Genomic DNA, 26,772 nt, shown 5'->3' on the forward strand with positions numbered 1-26,772 from the left:
GTGGGAGAATAATAAGCAAAAGCATTAGTAAGATGAAGATTCGTACTTTCTTTGCGACCCTTACCGTCGCAGCAATTGCCTCGCTATTAGCCCCCCAAGCTGATGCTTGTACCGGGTTGATCGTGGGTAAAGGGGCCTCAAAAGATGGCTCTGTAATGATCTCTTATGCCGCAGACTCGCATACTCTCTACGGCGAACTTTACCATTGGCCTGCTGCCGACTGGGCAAAGGGCTCGATGCGTCAGATCATTGAGTGGGACACACATACCCCCATCGGGTCTATCCCTCAGGTAGCTCACACCTACAATGTAATTGGTAACATGAACGAGCATCAGCTCGCCATTACCGAGTCTACATGGGGAGGCCGTTCTGAGCTCGTTAATCCTGAAGGTATAATGGACTATGGTAGCCTTATCTATGTAACCCTCCAACGCGCCAAAACGGCACGCGAAGCCATCAAGGTGATGACCAGCCTTGTCGAGGAGTACGGCTATCGCAGCTCAGGCGAAAGCTTCAGTATTGCAGATAAAAATGAGGCTTGGATAATGGAAATGATCGGCAAGGGCCCTGGTAAGAAGGGGGCTGTTTGGGTGGCTATGCGCATTCCCGACAATGCAATTTCTGCGCATGCCAATCAGGCTCGTATCCAGCAAATCAAGTTCAACGACCCCAATAATTGTCTCTATGCTAAAGACGTAATTTCTTTGGCTCGGGAGAAAGGTTACTTCAAGGGTCAGGACAAAGACTTCAGCTTCCAGAAAGCATACAACCCCTGGACGTCCGATGGTCTCCGTGGTTGCGAGGCTCGTGTATGGAGCTTTTTCAATCGCTTTGCCGATGGTATGAAGAAGTACGAAGCTCTTGCTATGGGCGATGTAAACCAAGAGCCTATGCCTCTTTATGTCATCCCCAACCGCAAACTTTCGGTGGCCGATGTACGCAACATGATGCGCGACCACTACGAAGGCACCCCTATGGATATGACTCAAGATATTGGTGCCGGCCCTTATAGGGTACCCTACCGCTGGCGTCCTATGTCGTGGGAGTATAACGGCAAAACCTACTTCAATGAGCGTGCTATCGCAACGCAGCAAACCGGTTTTGTACTCGTGGCTCAGCTCCGCCCCAACCTCCCCGATGAGGTAGGTGGTATCCTTTGGTTTGGTGTAGACGATGCCAATACTGCCGTATTTACACCTATGTATGCCTCCATACAACGCACTCCCGAGTGCTATCGTGTGGGTAATGGTGACATGATGCACTTCTCTTGGACGAGTGCTTTCTGGATCCACAACTGGGTAGCTAATATGGCGTATGCACGCTATGCTCCCATGATTCAAGACATCCGCCCCGTTCAGTATGAGTTGGAAGATGGCTTCGACAATGCCCTTGCACAGATTGATGCTAAGGCTGTTGCCCTACTCAAGGAGTCGCCTGCCAAGGCTCGTGCTTTCCTTACCAACTATAGTTGCACTGTGGCAGATGCTGCTACGGCTCGCTGGAAGTCTCTCGGCGAATATCTACTTGTAAAGTACATGGATGGTAACATGAAGAAGGAAGAAAACGGCAGCTTCAAAGATAATGGTCACGGCTTGAGTGCTATGCCCGAATTCCCCGGTTACGACACACGCTACTACAAGCAGATTGTAGACGAAACGGGCAATAAATTCCTCTCTACGGGGGGAGGTCACTAATTGACTTTTCCTTATCACTAACGGCAACAACTGCGGGTCGCTCCTCTGCGGCTTGCGGTTGTTGTATCTTTTCTCTAGGCAGTATCAGCAAAATGAAGGGTATAGTATTAGCAGGAGGCTCGGGCACGCGTCTCTATCCGATCACTAAGGGGGTGAGTAAACAACTGCTCCCAATCTTTGATAAACCCATGGTTTACTATCCGCTCAGTGTACTGATGCTGGCAGGGATCCGAGATATTCTTCTGATTTCCACGCCGCAAGATCTCCCTGCTTTTGAGCGTCTTTTGGGAGATGGTAGCGACTTGGGGATTCGTTTGCAGTACGCCCCCCAGCCCTCCCCCGATGGCTTGGCGCAGGCCTTTATCATAGGGCGAGAGTTCGTGGGCGATGACGCTGTTTGCCTTATTTTGGGGGATAATATTTTTTATGGAGCCGGCTTTCCTGAGATGCTTACAAGGGCGGTAGCGCGAGCGGAGCAAGAGGATAAGGCAACGATTTTTGGTTATCGGGTTAGTGACCCCGAGCGCTACGGTGTGGCGGAGATTGACGCCGATGGTCAAGTCTTATCTATCGAAGAAAAACCCAAACAGCCTCGCAGTCCGTATGCCGTAACAGGGCTTTACTTCTATCCTAATGAGGTCTTAGACATTGCCCAAGCAGTGCGCCCTTCGGCCCGAGGCGAGCTGGAGATTACCTCTGTGAATCAGGCTTTTTTGACCCAAGGCTCACTCTACTTAGAGCAACTGGGGCAGGGCTTTGCCTGGCTCGATACCGGCACGCACGACTCCCTTAGTGAGGCCTCCACCTTTATAGAAGTTATCGAGAAAAGGCAGGGCATCAAGATTGCTTGCCTCGAGGGAATCGCCTACCAACAGGGTTGGATCGGGGCAGATACCCTCCGCAAGGTAGCCACCCCGATGGCAAAGAATGCCTATGGTCAATACCTTCTCTCTCTACTCGTCCCCTCCATTTGACATTTATTCCTATGAATTTACTAATTACGGGAGCAGCCGGTTTCATTGGATCCCATGTAGCACGGCACTTTGTTCGGCAGTATCCTGAGTACCGAATCATTCTCTTAGATGCCCTCACGTATGCAGGTAATGTAGCGAATCTCGAGGACCTGCTAGAGCTACCCCAAGTGCGCCTTGTGGTGGGGGATATTACGGACTTACCCTTGCTTCAGTCTCTTTTTGCCCAAGAGAGCATTGACGGAGTGGTGCATTTGGCGGCCGAGAGCCATGTTGATCGCTCCATATCCGACCCCCTTCTCTTTGCCCGAACCAACGTGCTGGGTACCCTCTCTTTGCTCGAGGCTGCTCGCACCTCTTGGCAAGAAAGGTCGATACAAGGGCGTTTTTACCATGTCTCTACAGACGAAGTGTACGGAGCTCTCCCCCTAGAGGGCGGACTCTTTACCGAGAAGACGCCTTATGCACCGCACAGCCCCTACTCAGCCTCAAAGGCATCGAGCGATCATTTCGTTCGCGCCTACCACGATACCTACAGACTGGACGTTGTACTTAGCAACTGCTCCAATAATTACGGTCCCTACCAATTCCCTGAAAAACTGATCCCACTTTTCATCAACAATATCCGCCAAAAACTCCCTCTGCCTGTCTATGGCGAGGGGCTTAATGTGCGCGATTGGCTCTATGTAGAAGACCACGCTCGGGCCATTGATCTCGTCTTCCACAAGGGACGCTCCGGCGAAACCTACAACGTGGGCGGCAGTAACGAGTGGAGCAATATAGAGCTAATCAAAAAACTTATTGAGACGGTGGATCGGGTTTTAGGACGCCCCAAGGGAGATTCTCTCTCCCTCATCACGTATGTACAAGACCGTGCCGGGCACGACCTCCGCTACGCTATTGATGCTACTAAGTTGCATACGGAATTGGGCTGGACGCCCTCCACCTCTTTTGACGAGGGGCTGGAGCAAACAGTGCGCTGGTATATAGAGAATGCCGCCTGGCTCGATGCGATTACCTCTCAAGCCTACTTAGCCCAAAACGAAAAGGCTCGTAAAACCTCCATATAATAGCCCCTACTACAATTCAGCATGACCCCGGATTACTCTCTTCGATCTGCTATAGATACGCCTCTTTTCCACTTGATTAGTGAAGCTGCCGACGAACTCGGTGTGGAGGCCTACGTGGTGGGAGGTTATGTGCGAGACCTCCTACTGCACCGCACCACGGGAGATATTGATGTGGTTTCTGTGGGGCGAGGTATCGACCTTGCGCGTGCTTTTGCAAAAAAATGGGGGCGAGGAGCGCATCTCTCCGTCTTTGCCAATTTTGGCACCGCCCAAGTAAAAAAGGGAGGTATAGAGGTAGAGTTCGTGGGGGCTCGTCGCGAGAGTTACCGGCGCGATAGCCGCAAACCGATTGTAGAAGATGGCACGTTGGAGGAGGATCAAGAGCGACGAGACTTTACCATCAATGCCATGGCTTTGTGCCTCAACAAAGAGCGATTTGGCGAGTTGGTAGACCCCTTTTACGGATTAGAAGACCTCGAAGACTGTCTTTTGCGTACGCCTTTAGACCCCGATGTTACCTTCTCAGACGATCCCTTGAGAATGCTTCGGGGGATTCGCTTTGCAAGCCAATTGGGCTTCTTTCTTGACGAAGAGACTTTTGAGGCCATTGAGCGCAATGCCGAGCGTATTCAGATTGTCTCTGCCGAACGCATCATCGTGGAGCTGAACAAAATAATGCTCTCGCCCAAACCCTCCATAGGACTGGAGCTATTAGAAAAGACAGGCTTAATGGCACTCATATTGCCCGAGGTATTAGCCCTCAAAGGCGCCGAGACCCGAGATGGCATTGGCCATAAAGATAATCTTACACACACCTATAAGGTGGTAGACAACCTCGCCGCAAAGAGCGACAGTCTCTATCTCCGCTGGGCAGCCCTTTTGCACGATGTGGCAAAGCCGCAAACGAAGCGTTTCGATCGAGCGTTGGGCTGGACCTTCCATAACCACAACTATATTGGGGCCAAAATGGTGCCCAAGATGTTCAGGCGACTCAAGTTGCCCCTCGATGCCTCTATGAAGTACGTTGCCAAGATGGTAGAGCTGCATATGCGCCCTGCGGCACTCGTAGATGAGGGCGTAACAGACTCCGCCGTGCGTCGCTTGCTCTTCGAAGCCGGAGACGACATAGACGATCTTATGCTCCTCGTGGAGGCGGACATTACGAGCAAAAACCCTCAAAAGGTACGCCGCTACCTCGATAACTATGTAGTGGTTCGCCGCAAGCTCCACGAAATAGAAGAGAAGGATCGGATACGCAACTTCCAGCCACCGATCTCGGGAGAGGAGATCATGGAGCTGTTTGGTCTCCCCCCTTCTCGTCCTGTGGGTACGCTCAAAGAGGCGATCAAGAATGCCATACTCGATGGGGTAATCCCCAACGAATACGATGCGGCCTACGACTATCTGCTCAAAAAGGCAGAAGCTATGGGGCTCAAACCCCTTCACTAACCCCTCTTTTTAATTTTACGCTACTCTATCACTTTTTCTTGCCCAAGGATAAAAAATATTTTGGGCAGATATGCATCCCATAATTGCCCTAGAAAATTTATTTTCTCAGGCAGTATGGGTGTGGAAAATCAGCGAGCGAATTTCACCCCCTCCACCAGGGCAAATAAGGAAGATAGGTATTCTTTTTTGCTAATTGCATTTTTCACCTTGCTGGTTATAGTACGATTATGTACCTTTGCAGGCAAGAAAGAGATGGAATGTAATTAAACCTTGCCCTATTATCCCCCTCCAACAGAGAGTATGCAATGTGCTAGTGCTACTCTAAATGGGAGGAGAAGAGGCATGTTAAATGGAGATGAAGCACCCCTTATTTGAGTGCTCTACAATGGAGTTTGTAGGGAGATTGGTTGGAATTCCTCTCCGAAAAGAAATAGAATAATACGATATTAGAGATAGAGTTTATGAAGCATCGAACTGTGATCAAAGCCTCTCTTGCCCTACTTTTAATGGGAGGAGCCATGTGGAGGCTGAGTGCCACAGAGGACTATCTGCCCTCAGAGACTGACACCCTTACGAGCCCTACCCCCCTACCCGCCTCCATCACTATCGATGACGCGGTGCGCATCGCTCTCTCCGAGAGCACAAGTGTGCTGGTGGGAGATATGGCTGTAGAAAAGGAGCGATACACCTACAAGAGTGCGGTAGCTCAGCTATTCCCAAGTATCAACTTGCAGGGTTCTTATGGCTATACCATTAAGAAGCAGGTGATGTACCTTGATGGATTCCCCGGGGCTGCGTCCATGCCGGGAGCTAGTTCGGGTATTGAGATTGGCCGTACACACAACATCCAAGGCGGTGTTACTTTGGCTCTTCCGGTCGTGAATGCCTCCCTATGGAAAAGCATTAGCATCAGCAAAGAAAATCTACAACTCGCTCTAGAGAAGGCCCAAACCTCCCGAGTAAACAAAGTAGCAGAGGTGCGCAAGGCGTTCTTGCAAGCCCTTTTGGCTGAGGATAGCTACGAGGTACTCAAGAAAAGCTACGCCAATGCGCAACGCAACTATCAGCTGGTGGAGAACAACTTCAAGCAAGGGCTTGTAGCTCAATATGACCTATTGAGAAGCGAAGTGCAGATGAAAAACCTCGAGCCCAACGTATTGCAAGCCGACGATGCTCGCCGTATGGCTCGCCGTTCGCTTCTTATTCTTATGGGATTATCTCCCGGAACCGAAATTTCACTCCGTGGCTCTCTCACCGATTTTGCCCCAGAAGTACTCCAGCAGTACGTGGAGGCCGAACAGAATCCCCTTGAGGGCAATGCCACATTACGCGAGCTCGCCATACAGCGCAACCTAGTAAACGAGGCTACAGAGCTCAAAAAACTTGCTTTTCTACCCACACTCAATATCGCAGGATCCTACACCTACTCGTTTGCCAGCAACGACCTAAAGTTGAATAACAGCAAACTTTGGACGCCCCATTCTATGGTCTCTCTTTCTCTTTCGTTCCCTCTATTTACAGGCGGACGACGTATTTACGACCTCAAGGGGCAGAAGATTGCCTTGATGCAGTTTGACCTCAATGCTCGTGATGCTGAGCGTCAAGTCTCCACCGCCTACGAAGAGGCGAAAGATCGTTTGCGTAGGGCAGCTCGTACTTATAGCGTAAGCGAAGGGGCGGTCTCCACGGCAGAGAGAGGGTACACCATTGCCGAAAAGCGTTTTGAGACAGGCGAAGGCACCTTGCTTGAGGTAAATGATGCCGATTTGTCTTTGTTGCAAGCTCGGCTTAACTACCACCAGAGTATCTACAACTTCTTGGTAGCACGCTGCGATCTCGACCAACTAACGGGCAAAGGAGTACCCGAAGAAACTCCTAGAGAACAACAAAAATAAGACGAACCTTTTTCGATATAACTAGTATGAATCCGATCTCTTCTTTCCGTGCAAAGTGCGCACTTCTCTCTTTGGGAGCTATGCTTTTGGTTGCTCCCTCTTGTTCCAAGAACTCAAAGTCCAAAAAGGACAATCAAGATAGTGCACAGGTAGCTGTGGAAACGTCCATTGTGCAACAAGGTTCGATAGATAACATTGGTAACTTTACGGCTTCTGTGCAAGCTCAAGCCACAAACGAGATTGTTCCCCAAATGGCAGGGCGTATCCGACAAATCAAAGCCGAGGTAGGACAACAAGTGAGCCGTGGGCAGATTTTGGCTGTGATGGACAATAGTCAGCTCTCACAGGCTGAGGTACAACTGGCCGACGCTAAGCTGGCCTACTCTCGTACCGATGAGTTATACAAGGTAGGAGGCGTGAGCAAAGCTCAGTGGGATGCCCGCAAGAGTGCCCTCACGGTAGCCGAGACAGCGCACCGCAATTTGCAAGAAAACACCTATCTACGAAGCCCCATCTCCGGTGTGGTTACCGCTCGCAACTACGACTCCGGAGACATGTGCTCTCCCTCTCTTCCCATCTTTGTCGTAGAGCAGATCACTCCGGTAAAACTTCTCATCAACATATCTGAGCGTTACTACACCCAAGTAAAGAAAGGAATGCCGGCTCACGTGCGAGTAGAAGCCTTGGGTACAGACGAAGCCATCGAAGGGAAAGTTTCTCTTATCCACCCCACCCTCAACGCCCAGACCCACACCTTTACCGTAGAGGTAGAGGTAGCCAATAGGGATCAGAAGTTACGCCCCGGTATGTATGCCAATGTAGAGATTAACTTTGGGCAAAATATCGCTATAATGGTATCGGATAGAGCTGTTGTGAAAACGCCCGGTAGTGGCGAATACTACGTCTACACATTGGAGAATGGTAAGGCGGTACGCACCATTATAGAGGTGGGTCGTCAGGTTGGCGATCAGTACGAGGTTGTTTCCGGCTTGGCTCCCGGCACTACGGTGATTACCGAAGGAGCACAAGTAGTGCGCAATGGCGAGCAAGTAAATGTGGTGAAGAAGTCTTCATCTAAATGACATCCTCTTATTTAATCGAAATAGAGTAGCTATGAGTATATATAGTGCGGCCGTAAAGAAACCGGTTACCACGATACTTGTTTTCGTGGCGTTGGCCATCTTAGGTATATTCTCCTTGCAGAAGTTGCCTATCGACCTCTATCCAAAGATCGAGACCAACAACATTATTGTCTTGACCACCTACCCCGGTGCAGGTCCGCAAGACGTGGAGGCAAACGTTACCGAGCCCATCGAAAATGCCCTCAACGGTATCGCTAATCAGAAGCATATTACGAGTGAGAGCCGTGAGAATGTCTCCATGGTTACCATCCAATTTAATGAGGGTACAGACATGGAGGATGCCACCAATGACATCCGCGACAAACTCGGCCTCTTGAGCGAGAGTATGCCCGACGGGGCGCACGATCCCATGCTCTTTAAGTTTGGGGTAGACGATATCCCCGTACAGATCTTGGTGGCCACTGCTCGCGAGAGTACCCCGGGTCTCGACAAGATCCTCGAAGATAAGGTACTCAATGTACTTGGCCGTATCGATGGCGTAGGGAGTGTATCTTCCTCAGGTACCGTAAAGCGTCAAATACAAGTGTACTGCAATCCCTCTGCCTTGGAGGCTTATGGGCTTACCATCCAGCAGATCAGTGCGATTATTCGTGCCGAGAATAGCAACATCCCGGCAGGGCAAATCACCATTGGTAATGCCACCAACTCAATCCGTGTACAGGGCGAATTTACAGAACCTCGCCAGCTCGAAGACATCGTTGTACTAAGCCGAATGGGGCAGAATGTCTACCTGCGAGATGTGGCTCGTGTAGAGGACACCACGGCCGAGCAAATGCAAGAAGCCTACCTCAATGGAGAGCGAAGTGCCGCCATCATTGTAAACAAACAGAGTGGGGCCAACTCCGTAGAAATCTCTCGTAAGGTAGCAGAGGCATTGCCTAAGATTCAAGAGACGCTCCCTAGCGACGTCGAGATATTCTCGGTCGTCAACACCTCTCAATCAATTGTCAATACCATCTCAAGTTTGGGAGAAACCATCCTTATCACCTTTGCTGTGGTTATGCTGGTTGTCTTCCTCTTCTTAGGGCGTTGGCGTGCCACCATTATCATTGTTCTTACCATCCCTATCTCCCTAGTAGGTTCGTTTATCTACCTCATGCTTACGGGCAATACGCTCAACATTATCTCCATGAGTTCACTCTCCATTGCTATCGGGATGGTGGTGGACGACGCCATCGTGGTCTTGGAGAATATTACCACGCATATAGAGAGAGGGAGCTACCCCAAGCAGGCAGCCGTGCATGCTACCAACGAGGTGGCCATATCCGTATTTGCCTCTACTCTCACCATGCTTGCCGTCTTCTTGCCCCTTACGATGGTAGGCGGCATGACCGGGATTATGTTCCGCCAGTTGGGTTGGATTGTAAGTATCATCATGATCGTCTCCACTACGTGCGCGGTATTACTTACCCCTACCCTCTGCGCCCATTGGCTCCGCAGACGAGACGCTAGCAATGAGAAGCCCAATTTCTTGGTTGCAAAGATGGAAAAGCTTCTTGGCAAGATCGAAAACTTCTATGTAAAGCTACTTCGTCTTACCCTTGCCCATCGTACCATCACCGTACTCATTGCAATCGGAATTTTTGCCGGTAGTATTGCTCTTGGCTCCTTCATCAAGACGGACTTTATGCCCAAGAGTGATAGCAACACTGCCACGGTACGTATAGATCTCCCTGTGGGGACGAATGTCAATATCGCTCGTGAAGTGGGCCTTGAGATCTCCAAGATTTGGAAAGAAAAGTACCCCGAAATGACCAATTGCAACTTTACCGTAGGGCAGGCCGATGCAAGCAATACCTTTGCAACACTCTCGGGGAGTGGCAACAACATCATTCGCTACAACATTGGCTTCTCAGACGCAGGAGATCGCAAGCGCTCGATCTACGAACTTGCCGATATGATGCGTGTCGACCTAGACAATTACCCCGGTATTAAGTCGTATGTGGTTACACCGGGCGGTGGCGGAGGCAACTTTGGCGGGCAAACAGCCGTATCGGTGGAACTATATGGCTACGACTTTGACAAAACCAACAAGGCCGCCAAAGAGGTAACCGAAGCCCTCCTCAAAAAAGCCTCTTGCTCCGAAGTTAATAGTGACCGCAATGAGGACATGCCCGAGTACTACATGGAGTTCGACCGTAGAAAACTAGCCGAGCACGGGCTCACTATGGCTACGGCTGCCGGCTATATCTCGAGCAGTGTAACGGGGAGTCTTGCCTCTCACTTTAGAGAAGATGGGAATGAATATGAGATACGAGTTCGCCTCGCTCCCGAGCACAGACGTTCTCTCGAAGACCTCAAGAATATACTCCTAGCCACCCCTTCGGGGCAGTTCGTTCGTTTGGGAGACTTGGGCACATTCCGCGAGCACTATACCCCTCCTACGATCAAGCGTAAAGACCGCGAACGTGTGATTACGCTCTCTACGGTAGCGGCAAATGGTGTAGCACTCTCTCAGTTGGTAAAGGATGCCAACGAGGTCATGAGTCACATAGATCTCCCACAAGGGGTGACCTATAAACTTGCCGGTAGCTATGAACAGCAACAAGAGTCGTTTACCGACCTTACCGTATTACTTGTACTCATTCTCATCCTCGTATACATCGTAATGGCGGCTCAGTTTGAGAGCCTTCTCGATCCCTTTGTTATTATGTTCTCTGTGCCTTTTGCCTTTACAGGAGTAATACTCGGCTTGGTACTCACAGGGGTATCCCTTAGCTTGATTGCCTTTATCGGTGCAATTATGTTGGTGGGTATCGTGGTGAAAAACGGGATTGTACTTATCGACTACACCCGCCTTGGTAGAGAGCGAGGGCACAGTGTGCGCCGGTCTATTTTGATTGCAGGTCGCTCTCGTTTGCGTCCCGTGCTGATGACAACGCTCACCACCGTACTTGGTATGGTACCGATGGCTATTGGTATTGGCGAAGGTAGCGAGATGTGGCAACCCATGGGGGTAACCGTGGCTTTCGGGCTTACCATCTCCACATTCGTAACGCTCGTGCTGATCCCCACCATATACGCATCGTTTACAGGACGAGAAATAAAAAGAGAGCGTCGTCGCTTATCTAAAGAACTAAAGAACAAAGCTAACTCGTGAGTCTATGAACCCCGATAAAATTATTTTCATCAGCTTCAACCAAGCTCTGCATGGGCTTGTGGTACGACTTCTGGAGCGTCACAATCTTCGTGGATACACCCAATGGGACGAAATCCGAGGAGTGGGCTCTCGTGGGGGAGAACCCCACCAGGGGTCTCATGCTTGGCCTACGCTCAATGGAGCCTTGTTGGTAGCTTGTCCGGGTGCTATTGTGCCCACCATTCTGGAAGAACTACACGCTCTTGATGAAAGCCAACCCCTACAAGGACTCCGGGCCTTTGTCTGGAATGTAGAGGCTTCTATCTAATCGACACTCTAAGGAGAGAGTGGCTAGCTCCTCCAGTTACACTGCATGTCCCCTCCCGCTGGAGAGGGCATGCAGTTTTTTGTTGCCTCTCTCCTCGCCTTCCTAGATCCATAATCCCTTGTAGAGGAAGGATTTTTCTTATTTTTGCAAGCTAAAGAATAGCTTTTTTACTTATGCAATCATTGTCAGAATCATTGATTCTCCTCAATGGAGAGCCCAAGACCTCACAGATTGATTCTATAGTGAGATATAATACTCAGGTCTATCGAGTCTATTTTAAGAACAATCCTAAGTTCTATTATACCTATACTATAGATAAAGTTGTTTGGTTTTCTAATCCCAGGAGATTGGTTCCTGAGTTGCATAAGGTTTACTATAAAGATGTTTTGCAAAGTGATATCGCCGAGATACTTCGTTTCGAGATGCTAGGAATGGTATATTGGCGTATTAAGTACAAGAGAGGCCATGAAATAGAAAGTCCGGATGGAGTGGTAAAAGTCTTCGCTTCTTGCCTAGATGACAACGTTTGTAAAACTATTTTTGGCTACGTGCAGAGTATTGCTGCTATAAATCCTCTTGGGAAAGAGAAAGGTCAAGGCTTTCTTTCCGCAAAGTATGAAACAATCAGTTTCCTAGATGATAGGACTGCTGCTGCCTGCTACCTCAATCCTAAAAAATACCCTGTAAAAGGGCTACGGCACAAAGATTTGATCTATCCCTTTGGGCTCAACCAGAGCCAGAAGAGAGCCGTAGAGAGAGCTTTTGAACATCAAATCAGCGTGATACAAGGACCTCCGGGTACCGGGAAAACACAGACCATCCTCAATATCATAGCAAATATTGTAAAGATGGGGAAAACGGTAATGGTCGTGTCTAATAATAATTCCGCTATAGCCAATGTCTGGGAGAAACTAAAGAAGTACGAGCTCTCTTTTATTGTCGCAAGTCTTGGTAGCAATGAAAACAAAGCAGAGTTTTTTCATAATCAACCATCCATTCCCGCAATTCTAGAAGATTGGCTATGCTCCTCGTCCGACTGTATGGCTCAAGCAAAGGAACTACATCTTATCTTAGAGAGGCTCAATAAGGTGTTTTCTTTGCAAAATGAGCAGGCTGAGCTAAAACAACAAAGAGAGGCTATATCGCTTGAATGGAAGCACTTCTGTCAGAGACATAAACTCGAGGAAGATGCCCCATTACAGAAGGTTATGAAATCTTCTCGCCTTATGCGCTTATGGCTCCAATGTCAACTGGTAACCAAAGGAGATTCGTTAGTTACTGATAATTCTTTTGCGACATTCAAACATCAAATAAAGAAGCTCTGGTTGTATCTTATTTGTAAGTATGTATTGAGACTTCGGCATAAGTTTAGAAAGAACAGCCTCATCTCCCTCGAAACTGAACTTCAAAAACTCTATTATCAGAACTATCATAAAGAAATAGAGTATCGTCTAGAAGAAATAAAGCAGGAGTTGGCTTCTTATGATACTAATGGGCTAATGAAAAAGGTATCTAAAGACTCTATGAACCTCTTCAGAGCCTCTCTTTATGATAAGTATAAAAGTAAAAAGTCAGCAAGAGGCCTATTCTCCTTAGAGACTGCGGAGTCTTGTGGAGTCTCTTTTTTGGAGCAATACCCCGTAGTCCTCAGTACGACTTTCTCCGCTCATAGTTGTCTCTTTGGTAATGAATTGTATGACTATGTGATAATGGACGAGGCTTCACAGGTATCTATAGATACGGCGGTTTTGGCATTGTCTTGTGCCCAGAATGCTGTAATTGTAGGGGATACCTTACAACTCCCTAATGTAATAACAGCAGAAGACAAAGAGAAAATGGATGTCGTCATGAGGGAATACAAAGTCCCCAGTGGCTATGATTGCGCTAAGAATAGCTTCTTGCAGTCTATTTGCTCCGTGATAGAAAATATCCCTCAAACGCTTCTTCGAGAGCATTATCGTTGTCATCCCCGAATAATCAATTTCTGCAATCAGAAGTTTTACGGAGAGAAATTGCTTATAATGACTCAAGACAATGGAGAGGTAGATGCTCTCTGTGCTTTTAAGACTGCCCCTGGTAACCATGCTTTTGATCATTACAATCAACGAGAAATAGATGTGGTAAAACAGGAAGTCTTACCCATACTTGAAGGGGCTAATGATATTGGAATTATCTCTCCTTACAACCATCAGATCAGTGGATTTCAGGAGTCCATTCCGGATATAGAAGCGGCTACAATCCATAAATATCAAGGGAGAGAAAAGGACATAATTATCTTGAGTGTAGTAGATAATAAGATTAGCACATTTGCAGATGATCCTAATCTTCTTAATGTTGCTGTATCTCGTGCTAAGAAGAAATTTTGTCTTGTAGTTACAGGAAATGAACAGGTAAGACATGGGAACATATCAGATCTACTAGACTATATTAGCTACAATAATTGCTCCGTTACCGAGAGTAAAGTTGCATCGATATTTGATAATCTCTACGAGCAATATACCAAACAGCGGATGGATCTGCTTAAAGGCTATCCAAAGGTATCAGAGTATGTATCAGAAAATCTTACGTATTCTGCCATTTGTAGGGTTGTGGACTCAAGAGATCTCTTCTCGTGCCTCAAAGTCCTTTGCCATATCCCTCTACGGCAGATTATAAAAGACACTTCATTGATGACGCCCGAAGAACTCCAATATGCAGGGAATTACAATACACATGTAGATTTCCTTTTGGTGAATAGAGCTAGTAAGAAGCCCGTCTTGGCAATAGAAACAGATGGATATTCTTATCACCATGATGGCACTTCTCAGCATAAAAGGGATGAGTTGAAAGATCATATTTTTCAATCTTATGCAATACCTCTCTTGAGATTATCTACAAAGGGAAGTTGCGAAGAAGAGCGGATTGAAGCAAGTCTAATAGAGATATTAGGATAATCTATCCTGCCACAAGTCCTATAAAAGGAATCGGGGCCGTGGTTAGAACCACAACCCCGACAAACTCTGATAAGTCTAAAAGAGTAGAGAGAAATAGTCTAAAACGGCACATCTGCTCTACCCTTTTTCTTTAATCAAAGCAGATCTTAACCAAATAGTTCTCTCGGGAGAGAGAGAAAAAACCTCAGGCAAAACTTTTTCTATTACCACCCAGAACAGGATCCTACTTCTAGCTGAAAAATAAAAAAGTTTTGGGCAGCATCGGGATTATTTTCAGCTAAAAGGGGTCGGACTTGTAGCTGGTTTTCTCGCTCCCCTCCCCTCTCGGCGAAAAAAAGATGTTCCTATAGTGGATACCTCATAGAGAGAGAGTCCAGCATCATGGGGCACTCAAAAGAGGGAGCCTTTACCTTGCGATGAAACTATTTTCCCACAACAAATCCACTAGAAGTCCTAGACTATAAAATTTCTCCACAAGCCTGTTGGGGACTATCCATTCGAGCCCCTCTCTTTTAGGCATACAAAAAAAGAGGAAGCCACCCCAGAAAAGGAGCGACTTCCTCTATAAGGTAGGAGGAGTAAGATACTAGATCACACCTCCCCTATTCTCTACATTGAGAATATCTTAGAGTTCCCAAATTTCTTGGTCATTGGGCACCTTGATCGCAGGATTCAGAGGAGCGATACGAGAGATATTCATGAGGTGCTTGTAGGTAAAGTTCTCAGAAATTGAGTTGTTACCCCAAGAACCGCAACCCAACGTATTGGTTACGTTAAGACCATTCTGGATGTGACCACCGGCCGTTGTTGCACTAGGAGCGTTAACAACGATACGAGAAACCGTAGCCTTAGACCCTGTAAGGATGATGTGAGCTTGGTTGTTTGAGTGGATGGCACAAGAGTGACCGTTACCTTCGTTAGCAAGATTGCGGCATGCAATATCCACACCTTCTTCGAAGTACTTGTAGCTGAGTGCGCACATTACGGGGCACATCTTTTCGCGACAGATTACATCTTCTTCACCAACTCCGTTAGCTTCTACGATGATTACACGAGAGCCTTCGGGTACGTTGATACCAGCCATCTTAGCGATCTTTTGAACGCCTTGACCTACAACGTCCTTATTGATAGGACCGTTGTTTTGGAAGAGAAGATCACGCATCTTCTTACCTTCTTCTTCTGTACAGATGTAAGCACCACGCTTGCGGAGAGCTGCGAAAACAGCATCCTTATCAGCTTCGTTATAGATAACACTTTGCTCACCGGTGCAGATGATACCATTGTCGTAAGAACGACCATAGATAACCTTTTCTGCAGCATCTTCGAAGTCGATATCGCTATCGAAGATAACCTGTACGTTACCGGCACCTACACCATAAGAGGGCTTACCGCTAGAGTAGGCGCTCTTAACCATAGCCATACCACCGGTAGCAACTACTACGTCTACAGCGCCCATAAGCTGCTGAGTCATTTCGATGCTGGGCTCTTCAATTACTTGTACCATACCTTCGGGTACGTTGAAAGGCTTGATAGCTTCGAGGATGAGGTCAACGGCGTGCTTAGAGCACTTCTTAGAACGGGGGTGCGGAGAGATAATGATGGCGTTGCAAGTCTTCAATGCAAAGATGATGTTACTCATAGGAGTAACGATAGGGTTGGTAGTAGGAGTAACAGCACCAACTACACCCATAGGCTTAGCGATCTCAATCATACCCGTACGTTCGTCGATGTTGAGAATGCCTACCGACTTCTTGTCGTGAAGATTGTACCAAACACCCTTAGACTTACCACGATTCTTAGACACCTTGTCTTCGTAAACACCCATACCGGTTTCGTCTACGGCTTCGCGAGCAAGCATTTCTGCGTTTTCGTAAATTACTTTAGCAGCAGCACGGCAGATGTTGTCTACAGATTGCTGGTTGTGAGTAGCTTGGTACTCCTTCTGGGCCTTGCGAGCAAGAGCCACCATTTCTTTGATTTCCATTGGATTTATTCTATAACTATAGTTTATGATATTCCGGACTTTCCCAATTAAAAGAGACGATCGTAAATACCTTCGATCTCCTCTACACTAAAGGGAACATAGTTGTTTTTGAGCAAACGTTGCTGAGTAACGAGTACAGACTCAGCGAAACCACGACGTTCTTCGGGCTTCATGCCATACTCCTTGAGGGGCCTACGGCTGATAAGCTGACCGAGCAAGCCATCAAGATCGTCGTATACCTTATCTACCGTAGTGCCGAGCAACTGAGCCAAGTGAGCCTCTAGAGGTGCGATGGTGCCCTTAGGATCCTTAGCGTGATAGAGCTTGAATACTTCAGTAAAGAACTGGTAGTTAGCTTCTCCGTGGGGCACGTGGTAGTTACCACCCAAGGGATAAGAGAGGGCGTGTACAGCCCCTACACCGGCATTACCAAAGGCAATACCCGCCATGTTGGCAGCGATAAGCATATCGGCAGCGTACTTGTGACGTTCTTCAGGAGAGGTAGCAGCGATCTTCTTGAATACGTCAATAATGGTATCCATTGCAGCAACGCTGAATATGCGTGTATAGGGATTGCTCTTTGGAGACACGTAAGACTCTACAGCGTGGATGAGGGCGTCGATAGACGAAGCTGCATAGAAGCGGAAAGGCAACCCGGCGAGAAGCTCGGGAATGATAACAGCATCATCAGCCACAATCACGTCATCAGCAAGACCCATCTTGGTGTGGCGTGACTTAATCTCTGCAATAGAAATATTGGTTACTTCGCTACCGGTACCGCAAGTGGTGGGTACAATCACGAGTTGACGATCCTTTACGAGGGGGATTTTGTGGTCAAAAGCATCCATTACATCAGTAAGGCCTTTGATAACAAAGAGCTTAGCGATGTCGATAACCGTACCACCACCGATGGCGACTACACGACGGAAAGGAGCATCACCGAGGTCGCGGAGGATGCTATTCATCATCTCATCGGAGGGTTCTCCCTGGCCATACTTCTCCTGCATTACAAAGCGGCAGGGGAGACCAAGTTTCTCCATAAAAGGTTGATAAATGAACTCGTTAGTCAATACGAGGTCGTGCTCATTGAGCTCAAAATCCTTTGCAAACTCGGCAAAAGTTTCCGAGCGATGCAACTTAGTGCTTAGCTTAAATAATAGCATGGATTGGTTTATTTTGAAGGGAAACGTTTATTAAATTCTTCGAGGAGTTGGGGACGGAAGTCGGGGTGCGCAATGGCTATAAGCGCTTCGGCACGCTGGCGAAGGCTCTTTCCTTTGAGCTTAGCAGCCCCAAACTCGGTCACCACATAGTCTACGTCGTTGCGTGAGGTGGTAACAGCAGCGCCCTCTGCCAAGAGAGGAACAATGCGAGATACCTTACCCTTAGCAGCCGTAGAAGGCATGGCCATAATGCTTACCCCATGACCCGACATGGAGGCACCACGTACGTAGTCTACCTGGCCACCGGTACCGCTAAATTGCTTGTATCCGATAGTTTCGCTAGCTACCTGACCCATAAGGTCTACCTCAATACAGCTATTGATACTGACCATACGATCGAAGTTCATCACGGTAACGGGGTCGTTAACCCAGTTCACAGGAGCGAGACGCACGTCGGGATTGTTATTAACAAAGTCATAGAGATCTTTGCTACCCATAAGGAAGGTAGCTGTGAGCTTTCCATTGTCGATCTCTTTTTTCTTACCCGTAATCACACCGGCACGCACGAGCTCCAACACACCGTCTGAGAACATTTCGGTATGGATCCCAAGGTCTTTCTTATCCTTGAGGAAGAGGAGTACTGCATCGGGGATAGCACCAATACCCAACTGAAGGGTATCGCCATCTTGTACAAGATGAGCCACATTATCTCCGATGGCCTTCTCTACTTCGCCAATTGAGGGAGGGGCAATTTCGTAGAGAGGATAATCTGCTTCTACGATATAGTCTAGCTTAGAAACGTGGATGAGGTTGTCGCCATGAACAAAAGGCATCTGCTTGTTCATTTCGGCAATTACAACCTTAGCGCGTTCGGCAGCAGGCTTGGTATAGTCGCAAGAGACCCCATAACTGCAATATCCCTCAGCGTTGGGCTCAGAGACTTGCACTACAGCCACATCTACCGGTATCGCACCATTTTCAAACATGCGAGGTACTTGATAGAAGAAAAGGGGAATAAAATCGACACGCCCTTCGGCAAGGGCTTGACGCGTATTACCGCCAACAAAGTTGGTAACATGCCTAAAGTGCCCATCCATCTCCGGTGCGCAATAGGGGGCATCCCCCAGCACCAGCATATGGAAAATCTTTACGTCTTGATAGTTTTGGTAGTTGTCTGCCAAAGCACGGCTGATAAGCTGAGGAGCGCCTGCAGCGTGCGAAAAAACAACAGAATCGCCATTTTTTATGGCACGTATAGCTTCTTGAGCCGATACAACTTTGTTTTTATACTCTTCCATCGAGATTATATCTAATGTGGGTTATTTGCTAGTAGTATGTGGGGAGTGTATTGTTTTCTTGTCGGGGATTGGGAGGTACACTATTGTTTGTTGCTCTCCTTTTGATGCAATTCTCGGAGTATATTGCGAGCCTCTTGGAGCAACTCTTCATCGGTATCCCAGACCAAAATTAGATTGAAAGGAGTATCGGGAAATGCTGCACGCAGCTGACCCATGACAAGGGCATCCATTGTCTCGGTCATAGAGGGACAAGTAGCACAAGCTCCCTTGAAGGCGACACGGATGTCGCCTTCGGGGGAGATGCTACAGAGCTTGACACCACCACCATGCAGAGCGAGCTGCGGAGCAACTCGGGTCTCTAGCACTTCTTGTACGGCATCAAAATCTAAATTCATAGGATTTGCAGGAGTACTACAGATTACTTACCGGCAACGTGATCCTTAGAAACATCAACGTGTGCAATCTCACGAGCAAGTTGCTTCTTAGCTTCGAGGTTGCCCTGACGTTGAATCATAATGCGTTGAGCCTGGGGAGAACCTGCACCGTGCATAGACTCAGTACGATAGCCAACGGCAGCAGTACCGAGGGTGATGTTTTCGATCAAACGGAGCACGCGCATACGGTTTTCTACATCTGTACCGGCGGCACCTTGTAGGTATTTGCGAACAACGGGACCGAGCATATCGTCACGGAGATCTTGCTCAGCAGGCATTGTAACCATGATACCACCGGCGATATCTTCTGCGAGACGAGCGATTTCGTAGGGGAGACGAGTTACGTTCTGCTTGCACACGTTAGCAAGAAGGAGGTCGATGAGGTAGTTACCACTCTTGGTGGGCTTACCTTCTGCCGAGCAGGCAATACCGCAAGCATAAAGGGTCTCATTGAGGTGGATCATCTCGATGAGTTTATCCTTGATGTGTGAAGCCTTGGGTACACCATTGTAGTCAGCAGCAAGAGCAGCAGCACCAATAAGTACGTCGCCCACACCTACCTTACAACCACCATAAGACTGACGGTGATAACCGGCAAAGCGCTCAACCATCAGACCGGCGTACTTGTACTCTTCGCACATAAATACGCGTTCGTTGGGGATGAATACGTTGTCGAATACAACGAGAGCTTCGTGACCACCGAAGGTATTGTTACCAAGGTCAATGTCTGCTCCCTCTTCCATCTTACGAGTATCGCAGCTCTGGCGACCATAGATCATGATGATACCGGGAGCGTCGCTTTCGATGGCGAAAGAAACAGCGTAAGCCTTATCTTCTTCTTTCATGGACTGAGTAGGCATGATAAGATGTTCATGCGAATTCACAGCACCCGTCTGGTGAGCCTTAGCACCACATACTACGATACCATCAGGACGGATCTCTGTAATATGCAAGAACATGTCGGGGTCGGGTTGCTGCGAAGGGCTAAGACTGCGGTCGCCCTTGGGGTCGGTCATAGCGCCATCCACCACGAGGTCTCTCTCTTGTACCATCTCGAGGTACTTAACGAAGCGCTTGTGATATTCAGTACCGAGGTCTTGGTCCATGTCGTATGTAGTAGAATAGATTGCGTTAAAAGCATCCATCCCTACACAACGTTGGAAGCAAGCAGCCGTCTTCTGACCCATGAGGCGCTGCATCTTAACCTTCTTAACAAGGTCTCCAGCGTTCTGATGGATATGGCAGAAACGGTTAATCGTCTTACCCGTAATGTGGCTGGTAGCCGTCATTAGCTCCTTGTATTCATCCTTCTGTGCGAGCTCATAACTCATAGCTACTGAGTTGAGCGAAGGACGGATAATAGGATGGTCTACAGGGTTGTCAATGCGTTTACCCATGAAGTAAACCTTAAGATCGAGTTTGCGCAAGCTCTCGATGTACTCTTCTCTCGTCATCATAACTTTAATTCCTTTCCTTTTTGTTGCCAAGTGCACACCCGCCATAGTAGAGAGGGAGGCGTACCCATCGACTTATATTGTAGTTATTCTATTTCAATCCAATGCGATCCAACAAAACGATATAGCGAGGCGGCTCCTATAGACTCTCACTCCTATATAATAAGAGCACCGCACCAGGAGGCGTGTACGACCATGGTCTTACCCGTCTTCCTAGAGAGTCTATCTCCCCCAGAGAGTTTATCTCTAGAGAGAAGGGAGAAGCCGATTTCTCAAAAAGAGAAAAGCTCCCTACTTCGCATATCGAGACAAGCGCACATATCTCTTTCTCGTCGCTAGGCGGGAGCCGTTAAATTAGCAGGCAGTGTTTGGTATAAGGGGGAGCACTTTTTGCAAAGGCACAACAAAACACACATCCGCTCCACCCTCCTCAAGTGTTCCATATAACGAATACAGAACCTATCAGAGAGGCAAAGCTAGCAATGGTTTGCACCTTGCAATGCTCGAGGGAGCCATCCATTTTAGCAGAAGCTCCGTCCTTCTTTATCACCCACCGTCTCCTATTCCCCCGGAATAAGCGGGTTTGTCTCACAAACAAGCTATGGCAGGTCTTCTGACTTCCTCACCGAGACAGCGTCTTCCCAAGCCTCGTTTGCACTTCGCTAAGTGACCTACTGCCGCCCGGCTTTCACCGAGGTTACAGCTGTGGGGACAGTCTCGGAATTGCACCGAATTCCCTTTTCAAAAGCACAACCATAGGGAAGCTTTCGCCCACACTCTAGTAATGCCTTCACCATAACTCCCGCAAAGTTAGCACTTCTTTTTTGTTTTGCCAAGCCCATTTGCCCTCTCTTCGGCCCCTAGTCTCCCGGGACTTTACAGACAACTCCCAGAAACCTCCCATCCACCCCTCTTTTTATACATGTTTTTGCACTAGAGAGGGGGGATTCGCTTTCGCTTATGGATACAAAATTTAAAAGTACAATTACAGAATTAGCAGACTCGCAGCCATCACAGCCATCCCTGCAATGAGGCCATAAATAGCCTGGTGGTGTTTTCCATACTCCTCGGCAGCGGGGAGCAATTCGTCCAAAGAGATATATACCATGATACCAGCAATGGCGGCAAAAATAATCCCAAAAGTATTATCGGTTAGGAACGGAGCCAACAACAGATACCCAACAATGGCGCCAAGAGGCTCTGCAAGGCCCGAAAGGAATGAGAGCCAAAAAGCGCGTTTTCTATTGCCCGTGGCATAAAAGATGGGCACGGAGACGGATATTCCTTCGGGGATATTGTGGATGGCAATGGCAAACGCAATGGGCAGAGCCACCCGATAGTCTTGCATTCCGGAGAGGAACGTTACCATCCCTTCAGGGAAATTGTGAATCACCAATATGAGGGCGGTAAAAAGCCCCACACGCAGCAACTTACGCTCCGACACCTTGCGATCCGCCCCCTCCGACTTAGAGGGGAGATCTTCCATCCCGTGCATTTCGTGCGGGTTCTCGTGCTGGGGTATTAGCTTATCGATGAGGGCAATGAACAGGATGCCCCCAAAAAAGGAGAGGGCCGTATAGAGACCGGCTAGACGTGCCGGGTACAGTTTCTGGAACATCTCCAGCGAAGTAGGGAACATCTCCACAAAGGAGACATACATCATCACCCCTGCCGAGAAGCCAAGAGAGACGCACAAAAAGGTGGTGTTTGTCCGCTTAGAAAAGAAGGCAATGGTGCTACCAATACCGGTGGCAATACCGGCAAGGAGCGTCAAGAAAAAGGCAAAAAGGACTTGATGATCAAACATACTCAAAAGCAGGATACAAGGGCCGTACATTAGGGTTCATCGGCACAACGCCGAGTAAGCGTACCAAAGGCATCGATACGCCGATCGCGGAAGAATGGCCACCAGCGGCGCACCTGCTCCGTGCGGTCAAGGTCGACCTCCACCAAAGCGGTAGCCTCCTCACGCCCGAGTTGTGCCAAGATCTCGCCCTGCTGACCAGCCACAAAGCTATACCCCCAGAAGCTGATTCCTCCCGTGCGACCTGAGGGATCCGCCTCGTAGCCGACACGGTTCACCGAGACCACGGGTAGGTTATTGGCGATGGCATGCCCTCGCTGTATGGTACACCAAGCCTCACGCTGGCGCTCCTGCTCTTCGGGCGTATCGCTACTCTCTGTACCAATGGCCGTGGGGTAAATCAAGAGATCGGCTCCACGCAGAGCCATAGCCCGAGCAGCTTCGGGGTACCACTGATCCCAACAAACCAAGACCCCGAGGCGACCCACAGAGGTATCTATCGGGGTGAACCCCAAGTCCCCCGGAGTGAAATAATACTTCTCGTAATAGGCAGGATCGTCGGGGATGTGCATCTTGCGATATTTGCCTGCAATAGAGCCATCTTTCTCGATAACGACCGACGTATTGTGGTACAAACCCGCCATACGACGCTCGAAAAGCGATAGCACCAATACCACACCAAACCGGCGAGCCAGTGCGCCAAAATACTCCGTACTCTCGCCGGGGATCGACTCGGCTTGATCGAAAACGGAGACCTCCTCTGTCTGGCAAAAGTAAAGCCCGTTGTGCAACTCTTGTAACACAATCAGTTGGGCGCCATTCTTCGATAGCTCCTCTATCTTCTGCGCCAAGCGTTGCTTGTTAGCGGCACGGTCGGCCGTATTGGCTTGCTGTATGATTCCTATCTTTAACGTATTCACGTGATTTCTCTTTCTATTTTTGTGTTCATGGAGTTTATTTGGGAAGGTACTCCGGGGCGACAAAACCGTGGGGGAACTGCATTGTAGCGCAGTGCAGGCTCCCATGCTGACGCGTAAGGGTGCGACAATTGACCCCCACAATCTCATGCTCGGGCAGGGCTTTTCGCAAAATCGCTAGAGCCTCTTCGTCTTGAGGTACTCCGTAGGTGGGAACAAGCAGAGCGCCATTGACGAACAAAAAGTTGGCATACGTAGCGGGGAGCGGATCGCCCTCTTCGTCCCGAAGGGTACCCACATCGGGCAGGGCCAGCAATTTATACCCACTCTCTTTCATGTCTTCGTGCTGCAAAAGCTCCTCCTCCATGGCCTTCAACTCGTGGTAATTAATCGAATTGGGATCGGTGGGTGCGACATATACCAGTGTATCATCATTGATAAACCGCACAAGTGTATCTACATGCCCATCCGTATCGTCCCCCTCAATCGCTCCATGCTCTATATAGATGACTTTCTGCGCCCCCAAGGTGGACAAGAGCAGGCTATTCAAAGCCGCCTCTTGCTCGGGGAATATATTTCTATTCGGCTCGGTAAGGCAACGGCGAGTAGTTACCATCTCGCCTCTACTATTGGCATCTATCGAACCGCCCTCCAGCACAATCATTTGCTCATCGCACCACTCCGCATCCTTGGCAAAGAAGCCCATATCATGCAGACGCCTAGAGATCATATTATCGTAGTTTGAGGCAAACTTAAGCCCCCATCCATTGAAACGGAAGTCTACAACTCTCTTCTTTCCCTCCATAAGGCAGCAAAGTGGAGCATAATCTCTAGCCCATGTGTCGTTACTCGGGAGGTGAATCTCCACAAGTCTTGCTCTTAAATCTTCGGGAAACAAATGAGCTATCTCTCGCCCCTCGGGGAGGACAACCACCAACGGTTCATAGCGCAGGATGGCTGTAGCCATAGCTAGGTAATTGGCTTCGACCTCGGGGAGGATTTCACACCAATCGCTAGCAGCATGAGGCCAAGTGATAAGTACGGCATCTTGGGGCGCCCACTCGGGGCACAATCCTTGTGATAGGGAGACTCTGTGCATATAGTGGTCTATATCGACTTATTTTTCTAGCACGAAATTAGGCATTATAGCCCAATAATCCAGCAGACTACCTTACTATTGCGAGGGTGGGAGATGCTGCTCTATAAAGGAAAGAATACGCTCTTTACAGGCCTTGGAGCGAGCATCGAAAGGATGATCTAGACAGCCCAATTCTACAACGGACTGCAGACGCCGGGCAAGAGAACGACACAAATCTTCCTCTCGTATCTCTTTCAAATGCCGCTCTATTCTCCCCCGGATAACCACCCACATACATTGCCGTTGCCATCGGATGCGCTGACTCTCCTCGGCTTCGGCCTCGTAGAGTTTGTAGGCATGCTCTAGACCGGTTATCCAATCGTTTATCTTGCGTGCTCGCTTGGTGGAGAGGTCTATCGAGCCCTCGTTGGGATAGTAGTAATAAAAAGGTAGGGAGGTGATGGTGACGCGCCCTTTGTTGCGGAGCATGAGTTCGCTTGTCCAAGGGAAATCCTCAAAAGTGATCCCCTTGATAAAACGGAAGTTGGCTAGCAGCTCTCTACGGATTAGGAGGCGCCACACATAGAAGTGCTTGAGAGGCATCTTGATATTAGAGTGCGATTGCTCCGTAAAATGGGCAAAAACGTCTGACGTTGTGAGCTGATTTACATTCTCTAGTTGGTAGCGTTTGTAATAGCTCTTGGGCAGCTTTTTATCCACATCAAAGCCCAACTTTCTCCTCAGAATGGTAGTGAGTCGGTAGTAGGGATCTTTGTACCACGTAACGATATTGCTCCCGTTGGCTTTGGCAAGAGCCAAGCTCAACTCTAAGGTCTGAGGGTGAATGAAGTCATCCGAATCGAGGAATACCACATACTCACCCCGGGCTTGCTCTAGGCCCTTATTACGTGCATCGGAGAGCCCTCCATTCTCTTTATCCACAATCTTAATGCGAGCATCCTTTGCTTGATACGCGGCAAGGATAGCCCTGCTGCCATCGGGACTTCCATCATTCACGCAGATAGCTTCCCAATCAGTATAGGTCTGATTGAGTACACTATCGAGGCAGCGCGCTAAATAACGCTCCACATTATACACCGGGATAATCAAGGATATAACAGCCATAGGGGTACTCTACACAATCTATTCTTGGGCACAAAGGTACACTTTACCCCCATGTAAGCCAAGCCTCAAGAGGCTCATTCAAATAAAATGCAGCCTATGAAGAGGGAGACTCCTCGTAGGCTGCTTGGATAATACTTTTATGTAGAACTGTTTATTTCTTCATGGGAGGAAACTTCAGGGCATAGACATATTTCTCATTCCCGGAGTACGGCCCAAGCTCTACCCCTGAGCACTCCAATACGGCAACAATGCGATTGTAGTTTTTCTTTGTAGTCTCTGCCGCTAAACGTATGGAACCGCGCAAGGTGCCCTCTTTGTCAAAGAATTTTACATCTACAGAAAATTTACTCACATACCCCAACCATGGACGAACCTTCCCCTCGGGTATAGCGAACATGGGATCTCGAGAACCTTCGCTTCCCATTTCTACAGAAATGACATTTCCCTTTGCGTACTGACTAAACTCATGATAGCCCCGAGAGTTTACATTCTCGATCTGAAGGCGAATATCCTCTGTCGGAAAGTTTTCGGGAGTAAGATTGAGAATCTTAAACCAAATAGGCATCGGACCAACAACATTCTCTTGTCTACTGCAAGCAGAAAACAAAAGGAAACAGCCGAGGGCAACAATCCCGGAATACAATAACTTCTTCATATCAATATTCTATTTTAGAGGGAAAATATGGGACATTTCAACCCCATACTGGTAATTATACTTACTATTAGAACCACGAATTCATGACTAGCATCAAAAACGCATTCCCCTACAAAGATAAAAAACATTTTGAATAAACAGCAGAAAAAAAATACACAACAAGCCTCTATTCACGACAAATCAAGAAGATACTCCTTTCTGCTCTAAAATAAATCAAGATTAAACCTCGAGAATCGTTTTTCATCTCTAGTTCTGTAGAGGCTTTGAACGCAAATGCCTCGTAACGAAAGAGAAGAAAA

Annotated in this window: 19 protein-coding genes and 1 riboswitch; of the genes, 9 read left to right on the top strand and 10 right to left on the bottom strand. The window is 48.3% G+C overall.

The genetic code is table 11. The features are described from left to right. Nucleotides 1-32: 32 nt before the first annotated feature. From Q0090_RS02665 to Q0090_RS02705, 9 genes are all read left to right on the top strand, one after another. Nucleotides 33-1,694, top strand: a complete 1,662-nt coding sequence (locus Q0090_RS02665) for a C69 family dipeptidase (RefSeq protein WP_297947192.1) — start codon at nucleotides 33-35, stop codon at nucleotides 1,692-1,694. 92 nt (nucleotides 1,695-1,786) lie between these two features. Continuing rightward, nucleotides 1,787-2,668 carry a glucose-1-phosphate thymidylyltransferase RfbA gene (rfbA, locus tag Q0090_RS02670; protein ID WP_297947194.1) on the top strand — a complete coding sequence of 294 codons (882 nt, stop codon included), beginning with the start codon at nucleotides 1,787-1,789 and terminating at the stop codon, nucleotides 2,666-2,668. An 11-nt stretch (nucleotides 2,669-2,679) separates the two neighbouring features. Beyond that, entirely contained in the window at nucleotides 2,680-3,735 is a 1,056-nt protein-coding gene (gene rfbB, locus Q0090_RS02675; protein ID WP_297947195.1) for a dTDP-glucose 4,6-dehydratase, read from the top strand. A gap of 21 nt (nucleotides 3,736-3,756) precedes the next feature. Then, nucleotides 3,757-5,184 (top strand): HD domain-containing protein, encoded by a 1,428-nt coding sequence (locus tag Q0090_RS02680; RefSeq protein WP_297947197.1) that lies wholly within the window; start codon nucleotides 3,757-3,759, stop codon nucleotides 5,182-5,184. A 461-nt stretch (nucleotides 5,185-5,645) separates the two neighbouring features. Beyond that, nucleotides 5,646-7,079: a TolC family protein gene (locus Q0090_RS02685; RefSeq protein ID WP_297947199.1), complete on the top strand. Its 1,434-nt coding sequence runs from the start codon at nucleotides 5,646-5,648 to the stop codon at nucleotides 7,077-7,079. Between the two features lie 26 nt (nucleotides 7,080-7,105). After that, nucleotides 7,106-8,161: an efflux RND transporter periplasmic adaptor subunit gene (locus Q0090_RS02690; RefSeq protein ID WP_297947201.1), complete on the top strand. Its 1,056-nt coding sequence runs from the start codon at nucleotides 7,106-7,108 to the stop codon at nucleotides 8,159-8,161. Nucleotides 8,162-8,192: 31 nt separating this feature from the next. Further along, on the top strand, nucleotides 8,193-11,321 hold the full coding sequence (locus Q0090_RS02695) for an efflux RND transporter permease subunit (protein ID WP_297947203.1): 3,129 nt from the start codon (nucleotides 8,193-8,195) through the stop codon (nucleotides 11,319-11,321). Nucleotides 11,322-11,325: 4 nt separating this feature from the next. Further along, the gene (locus tag Q0090_RS02700) at nucleotides 11,326-11,628 is read left to right on the top strand and encodes a PG0541 family transporter-associated protein (RefSeq protein ID WP_297947204.1); all 303 of its coding nucleotides are present in this window, start codon (nucleotides 11,326-11,328) and stop codon (nucleotides 11,626-11,628) included. Nucleotides 11,629-12,050: 422 nt separating this feature from the next. Next, on the top strand, nucleotides 12,051-14,561 hold the full coding sequence (locus tag Q0090_RS02705) for an AAA domain-containing protein (protein ID WP_297947206.1): 2,511 nt from the start codon (nucleotides 12,051-12,053) through the stop codon (nucleotides 14,559-14,561). A 625-nt stretch (nucleotides 14,562-15,186) separates the two neighbouring features. On the opposite strand, the gene Q0090_RS02710 is transcribed toward Q0090_RS02705, so the two are convergent. The 10 genes from Q0090_RS02710 to Q0090_RS02755 all read right to left on the bottom strand — a co-directional run bounded on the left by Q0090_RS02710 (nucleotide 15,187) and on the right by Q0090_RS02755 (nucleotide 26,473). Next, on the bottom strand, nucleotides 15,187-16,554 hold the full coding sequence (locus Q0090_RS02710) for an aldehyde dehydrogenase family protein (RefSeq protein ID WP_297947295.1): 1,368 nt from the start codon (nucleotides 16,552-16,554) through the stop codon (nucleotides 15,187-15,189). 38 nt (nucleotides 16,555-16,592) lie between these two features. After that, the gene (locus tag Q0090_RS02715; protein WP_297947208.1) at nucleotides 16,593-17,708 is read right to left on the bottom strand and encodes a 4-hydroxybutyrate dehydrogenase; all 1,116 of its coding nucleotides are present in this window, start codon (nucleotides 17,706-17,708) and stop codon (nucleotides 16,593-16,595) included. Between the two features lie 8 nt (nucleotides 17,709-17,716). Continuing rightward, a complete protein-coding gene (locus Q0090_RS02720) occupies nucleotides 17,717-19,006 on the bottom strand; it encodes an acetyl-CoA hydrolase/transferase C-terminal domain-containing protein (RefSeq protein ID WP_297947209.1) in 1,290 nt (429 codons plus the stop codon). A gap of 80 nt (nucleotides 19,007-19,086) precedes the next feature. After that, nucleotides 19,087-19,401, bottom strand: a complete 315-nt coding sequence (locus tag Q0090_RS02725; RefSeq protein ID WP_297947211.1) for a NifU family protein — start codon at nucleotides 19,399-19,401, stop codon at nucleotides 19,087-19,089. A 23-nt stretch (nucleotides 19,402-19,424) separates the two neighbouring features. Next, nucleotides 19,425-20,897 carry a 4-hydroxyphenylacetate 3-hydroxylase family protein gene (locus Q0090_RS02730; RefSeq protein ID WP_297947213.1) on the bottom strand — a complete coding sequence of 491 codons (1,473 nt, stop codon included), beginning with the start codon at nucleotides 20,895-20,897 and terminating at the stop codon, nucleotides 19,425-19,427. Nucleotides 20,898-21,479: 582 nt separating this feature from the next. After that, a riboswitch (cobalamin riboswitch) is annotated at nucleotides 21,480-21,667 on the bottom strand. A 212-nt stretch (nucleotides 21,668-21,879) separates the two neighbouring features. Then, nucleotides 21,880-22,701, bottom strand: coding sequence for a zinc transporter ZupT (gene zupT / locus Q0090_RS02735; RefSeq protein WP_297947215.1), 822 nt, complete (start codon nucleotides 22,699-22,701; stop codon nucleotides 21,880-21,882). Between the two features lie 29 nt (nucleotides 22,702-22,730). Beyond that, the gene (locus Q0090_RS02740; protein WP_297947217.1) at nucleotides 22,731-23,618 is read right to left on the bottom strand and encodes a carbon-nitrogen hydrolase; all 888 of its coding nucleotides are present in this window, start codon (nucleotides 23,616-23,618) and stop codon (nucleotides 22,731-22,733) included. A gap of 34 nt (nucleotides 23,619-23,652) precedes the next feature. After that, nucleotides 23,653-24,714, bottom strand: coding sequence for an agmatine deiminase family protein (locus tag Q0090_RS02745; RefSeq protein WP_297947219.1), 1,062 nt, complete (start codon nucleotides 24,712-24,714; stop codon nucleotides 23,653-23,655). Between the two features lie 75 nt (nucleotides 24,715-24,789). After that, entirely contained in the window at nucleotides 24,790-25,818 is a 1,029-nt protein-coding gene (locus Q0090_RS02750) for a glycosyltransferase (RefSeq protein ID WP_297947221.1), read from the bottom strand. A gap of 151 nt (nucleotides 25,819-25,969) precedes the next feature. Beyond that, the gene (locus Q0090_RS02755; protein WP_297947223.1) at nucleotides 25,970-26,473 is read right to left on the bottom strand and encodes a hypothetical protein; all 504 of its coding nucleotides are present in this window, start codon (nucleotides 26,471-26,473) and stop codon (nucleotides 25,970-25,972) included. Nucleotides 26,474-26,772 lie beyond the last annotated feature (299 nt).

Origin of the sequence: uncultured Porphyromonas sp. (assembly GCF_938023125.1) — a bacterium.
Lineage (GTDB): Bacteria > Bacteroidota > Bacteroidia > Bacteroidales > Porphyromonadaceae > Porphyromonas.

What these genes read in the sequence shown, in the direction of transcription:
- Q0090_RS02665 (WP_297947192.1), top strand. Translation starts at nt 33, where the DNA reads ATGAAGATTCGTACTTTCTTTGCGACCCTTACCGTCGCAGCAATTGCC.
- rfbA (WP_297947194.1), top strand. Translation starts at nt 1,787, where the DNA reads ATGAAGGGTATAGTATTAGCAGGAGGCTCGGGCACGCGTCTCTATCCG.
- rfbB (WP_297947195.1), top strand. Translation starts at nt 2,680, where the DNA reads ATGAATTTACTAATTACGGGAGCAGCCGGTTTCATTGGATCCCATGTA.
- Q0090_RS02680 (WP_297947197.1), top strand. Translation starts at nt 3,757, where the DNA reads ATGACCCCGGATTACTCTCTTCGATCTGCTATAGATACGCCTCTTTTC.
- Q0090_RS02685 (WP_297947199.1), top strand. Translation starts at nt 5,646, where the DNA reads ATGAAGCATCGAACTGTGATCAAAGCCTCTCTTGCCCTACTTTTAATG.
- Q0090_RS02690 (WP_297947201.1), top strand. Translation starts at nt 7,106, where the DNA reads ATGAATCCGATCTCTTCTTTCCGTGCAAAGTGCGCACTTCTCTCTTTG.
- Q0090_RS02695 (WP_297947203.1), top strand. Translation starts at nt 8,193, where the DNA reads ATGAGTATATATAGTGCGGCCGTAAAGAAACCGGTTACCACGATACTT.
- Q0090_RS02700 (WP_297947204.1), top strand. Translation starts at nt 11,326, where the DNA reads ATGAACCCCGATAAAATTATTTTCATCAGCTTCAACCAAGCTCTGCAT.
- Q0090_RS02705 (WP_297947206.1), top strand. Translation starts at nt 12,051, where the DNA reads ATGCTAGGAATGGTATATTGGCGTATTAAGTACAAGAGAGGCCATGAA.
- Q0090_RS02715 (WP_297947208.1), bottom strand. Translation starts at nt 17,708, where the DNA reads ATGCTATTATTTAAGCTAAGCACTAAGTTGCATCGCTCGGAAACTTTT.
- Q0090_RS02720 (WP_297947209.1), bottom strand. Translation starts at nt 19,006, where the DNA reads ATGGAAGAGTATAAAAACAAAGTTGTATCGGCTCAAGAAGCTATACGT.
- Q0090_RS02725 (WP_297947211.1), bottom strand. Translation starts at nt 19,401, where the DNA reads ATGAATTTAGATTTTGATGCCGTACAAGAAGTGCTAGAGACCCGAGTT.
- Q0090_RS02730 (WP_297947213.1), bottom strand. Translation starts at nt 20,897, where the DNA reads ATGATGACGAGAGAAGAGTACATCGAGAGCTTGCGCAAACTCGATCTT.
- zupT (WP_297947215.1), bottom strand. Translation starts at nt 22,701, where the DNA reads ATGTTTGATCATCAAGTCCTTTTTGCCTTTTTCTTGACGCTCCTTGCC.
- Q0090_RS02745 (WP_297947219.1), bottom strand. Translation starts at nt 24,714, where the DNA reads ATGCACAGAGTCTCCCTATCACAAGGATTGTGCCCCGAGTGGGCGCCC.
- Q0090_RS02750 (WP_297947221.1), bottom strand. Translation starts at nt 25,818, where the DNA reads ATGGCTGTTATATCCTTGATTATCCCGGTGTATAATGTGGAGCGTTAT.
- Q0090_RS02755 (WP_297947223.1), bottom strand. Translation starts at nt 26,473, where the DNA reads ATGAAGAAGTTATTGTATTCCGGGATTGTTGCCCTCGGCTGTTTCCTT.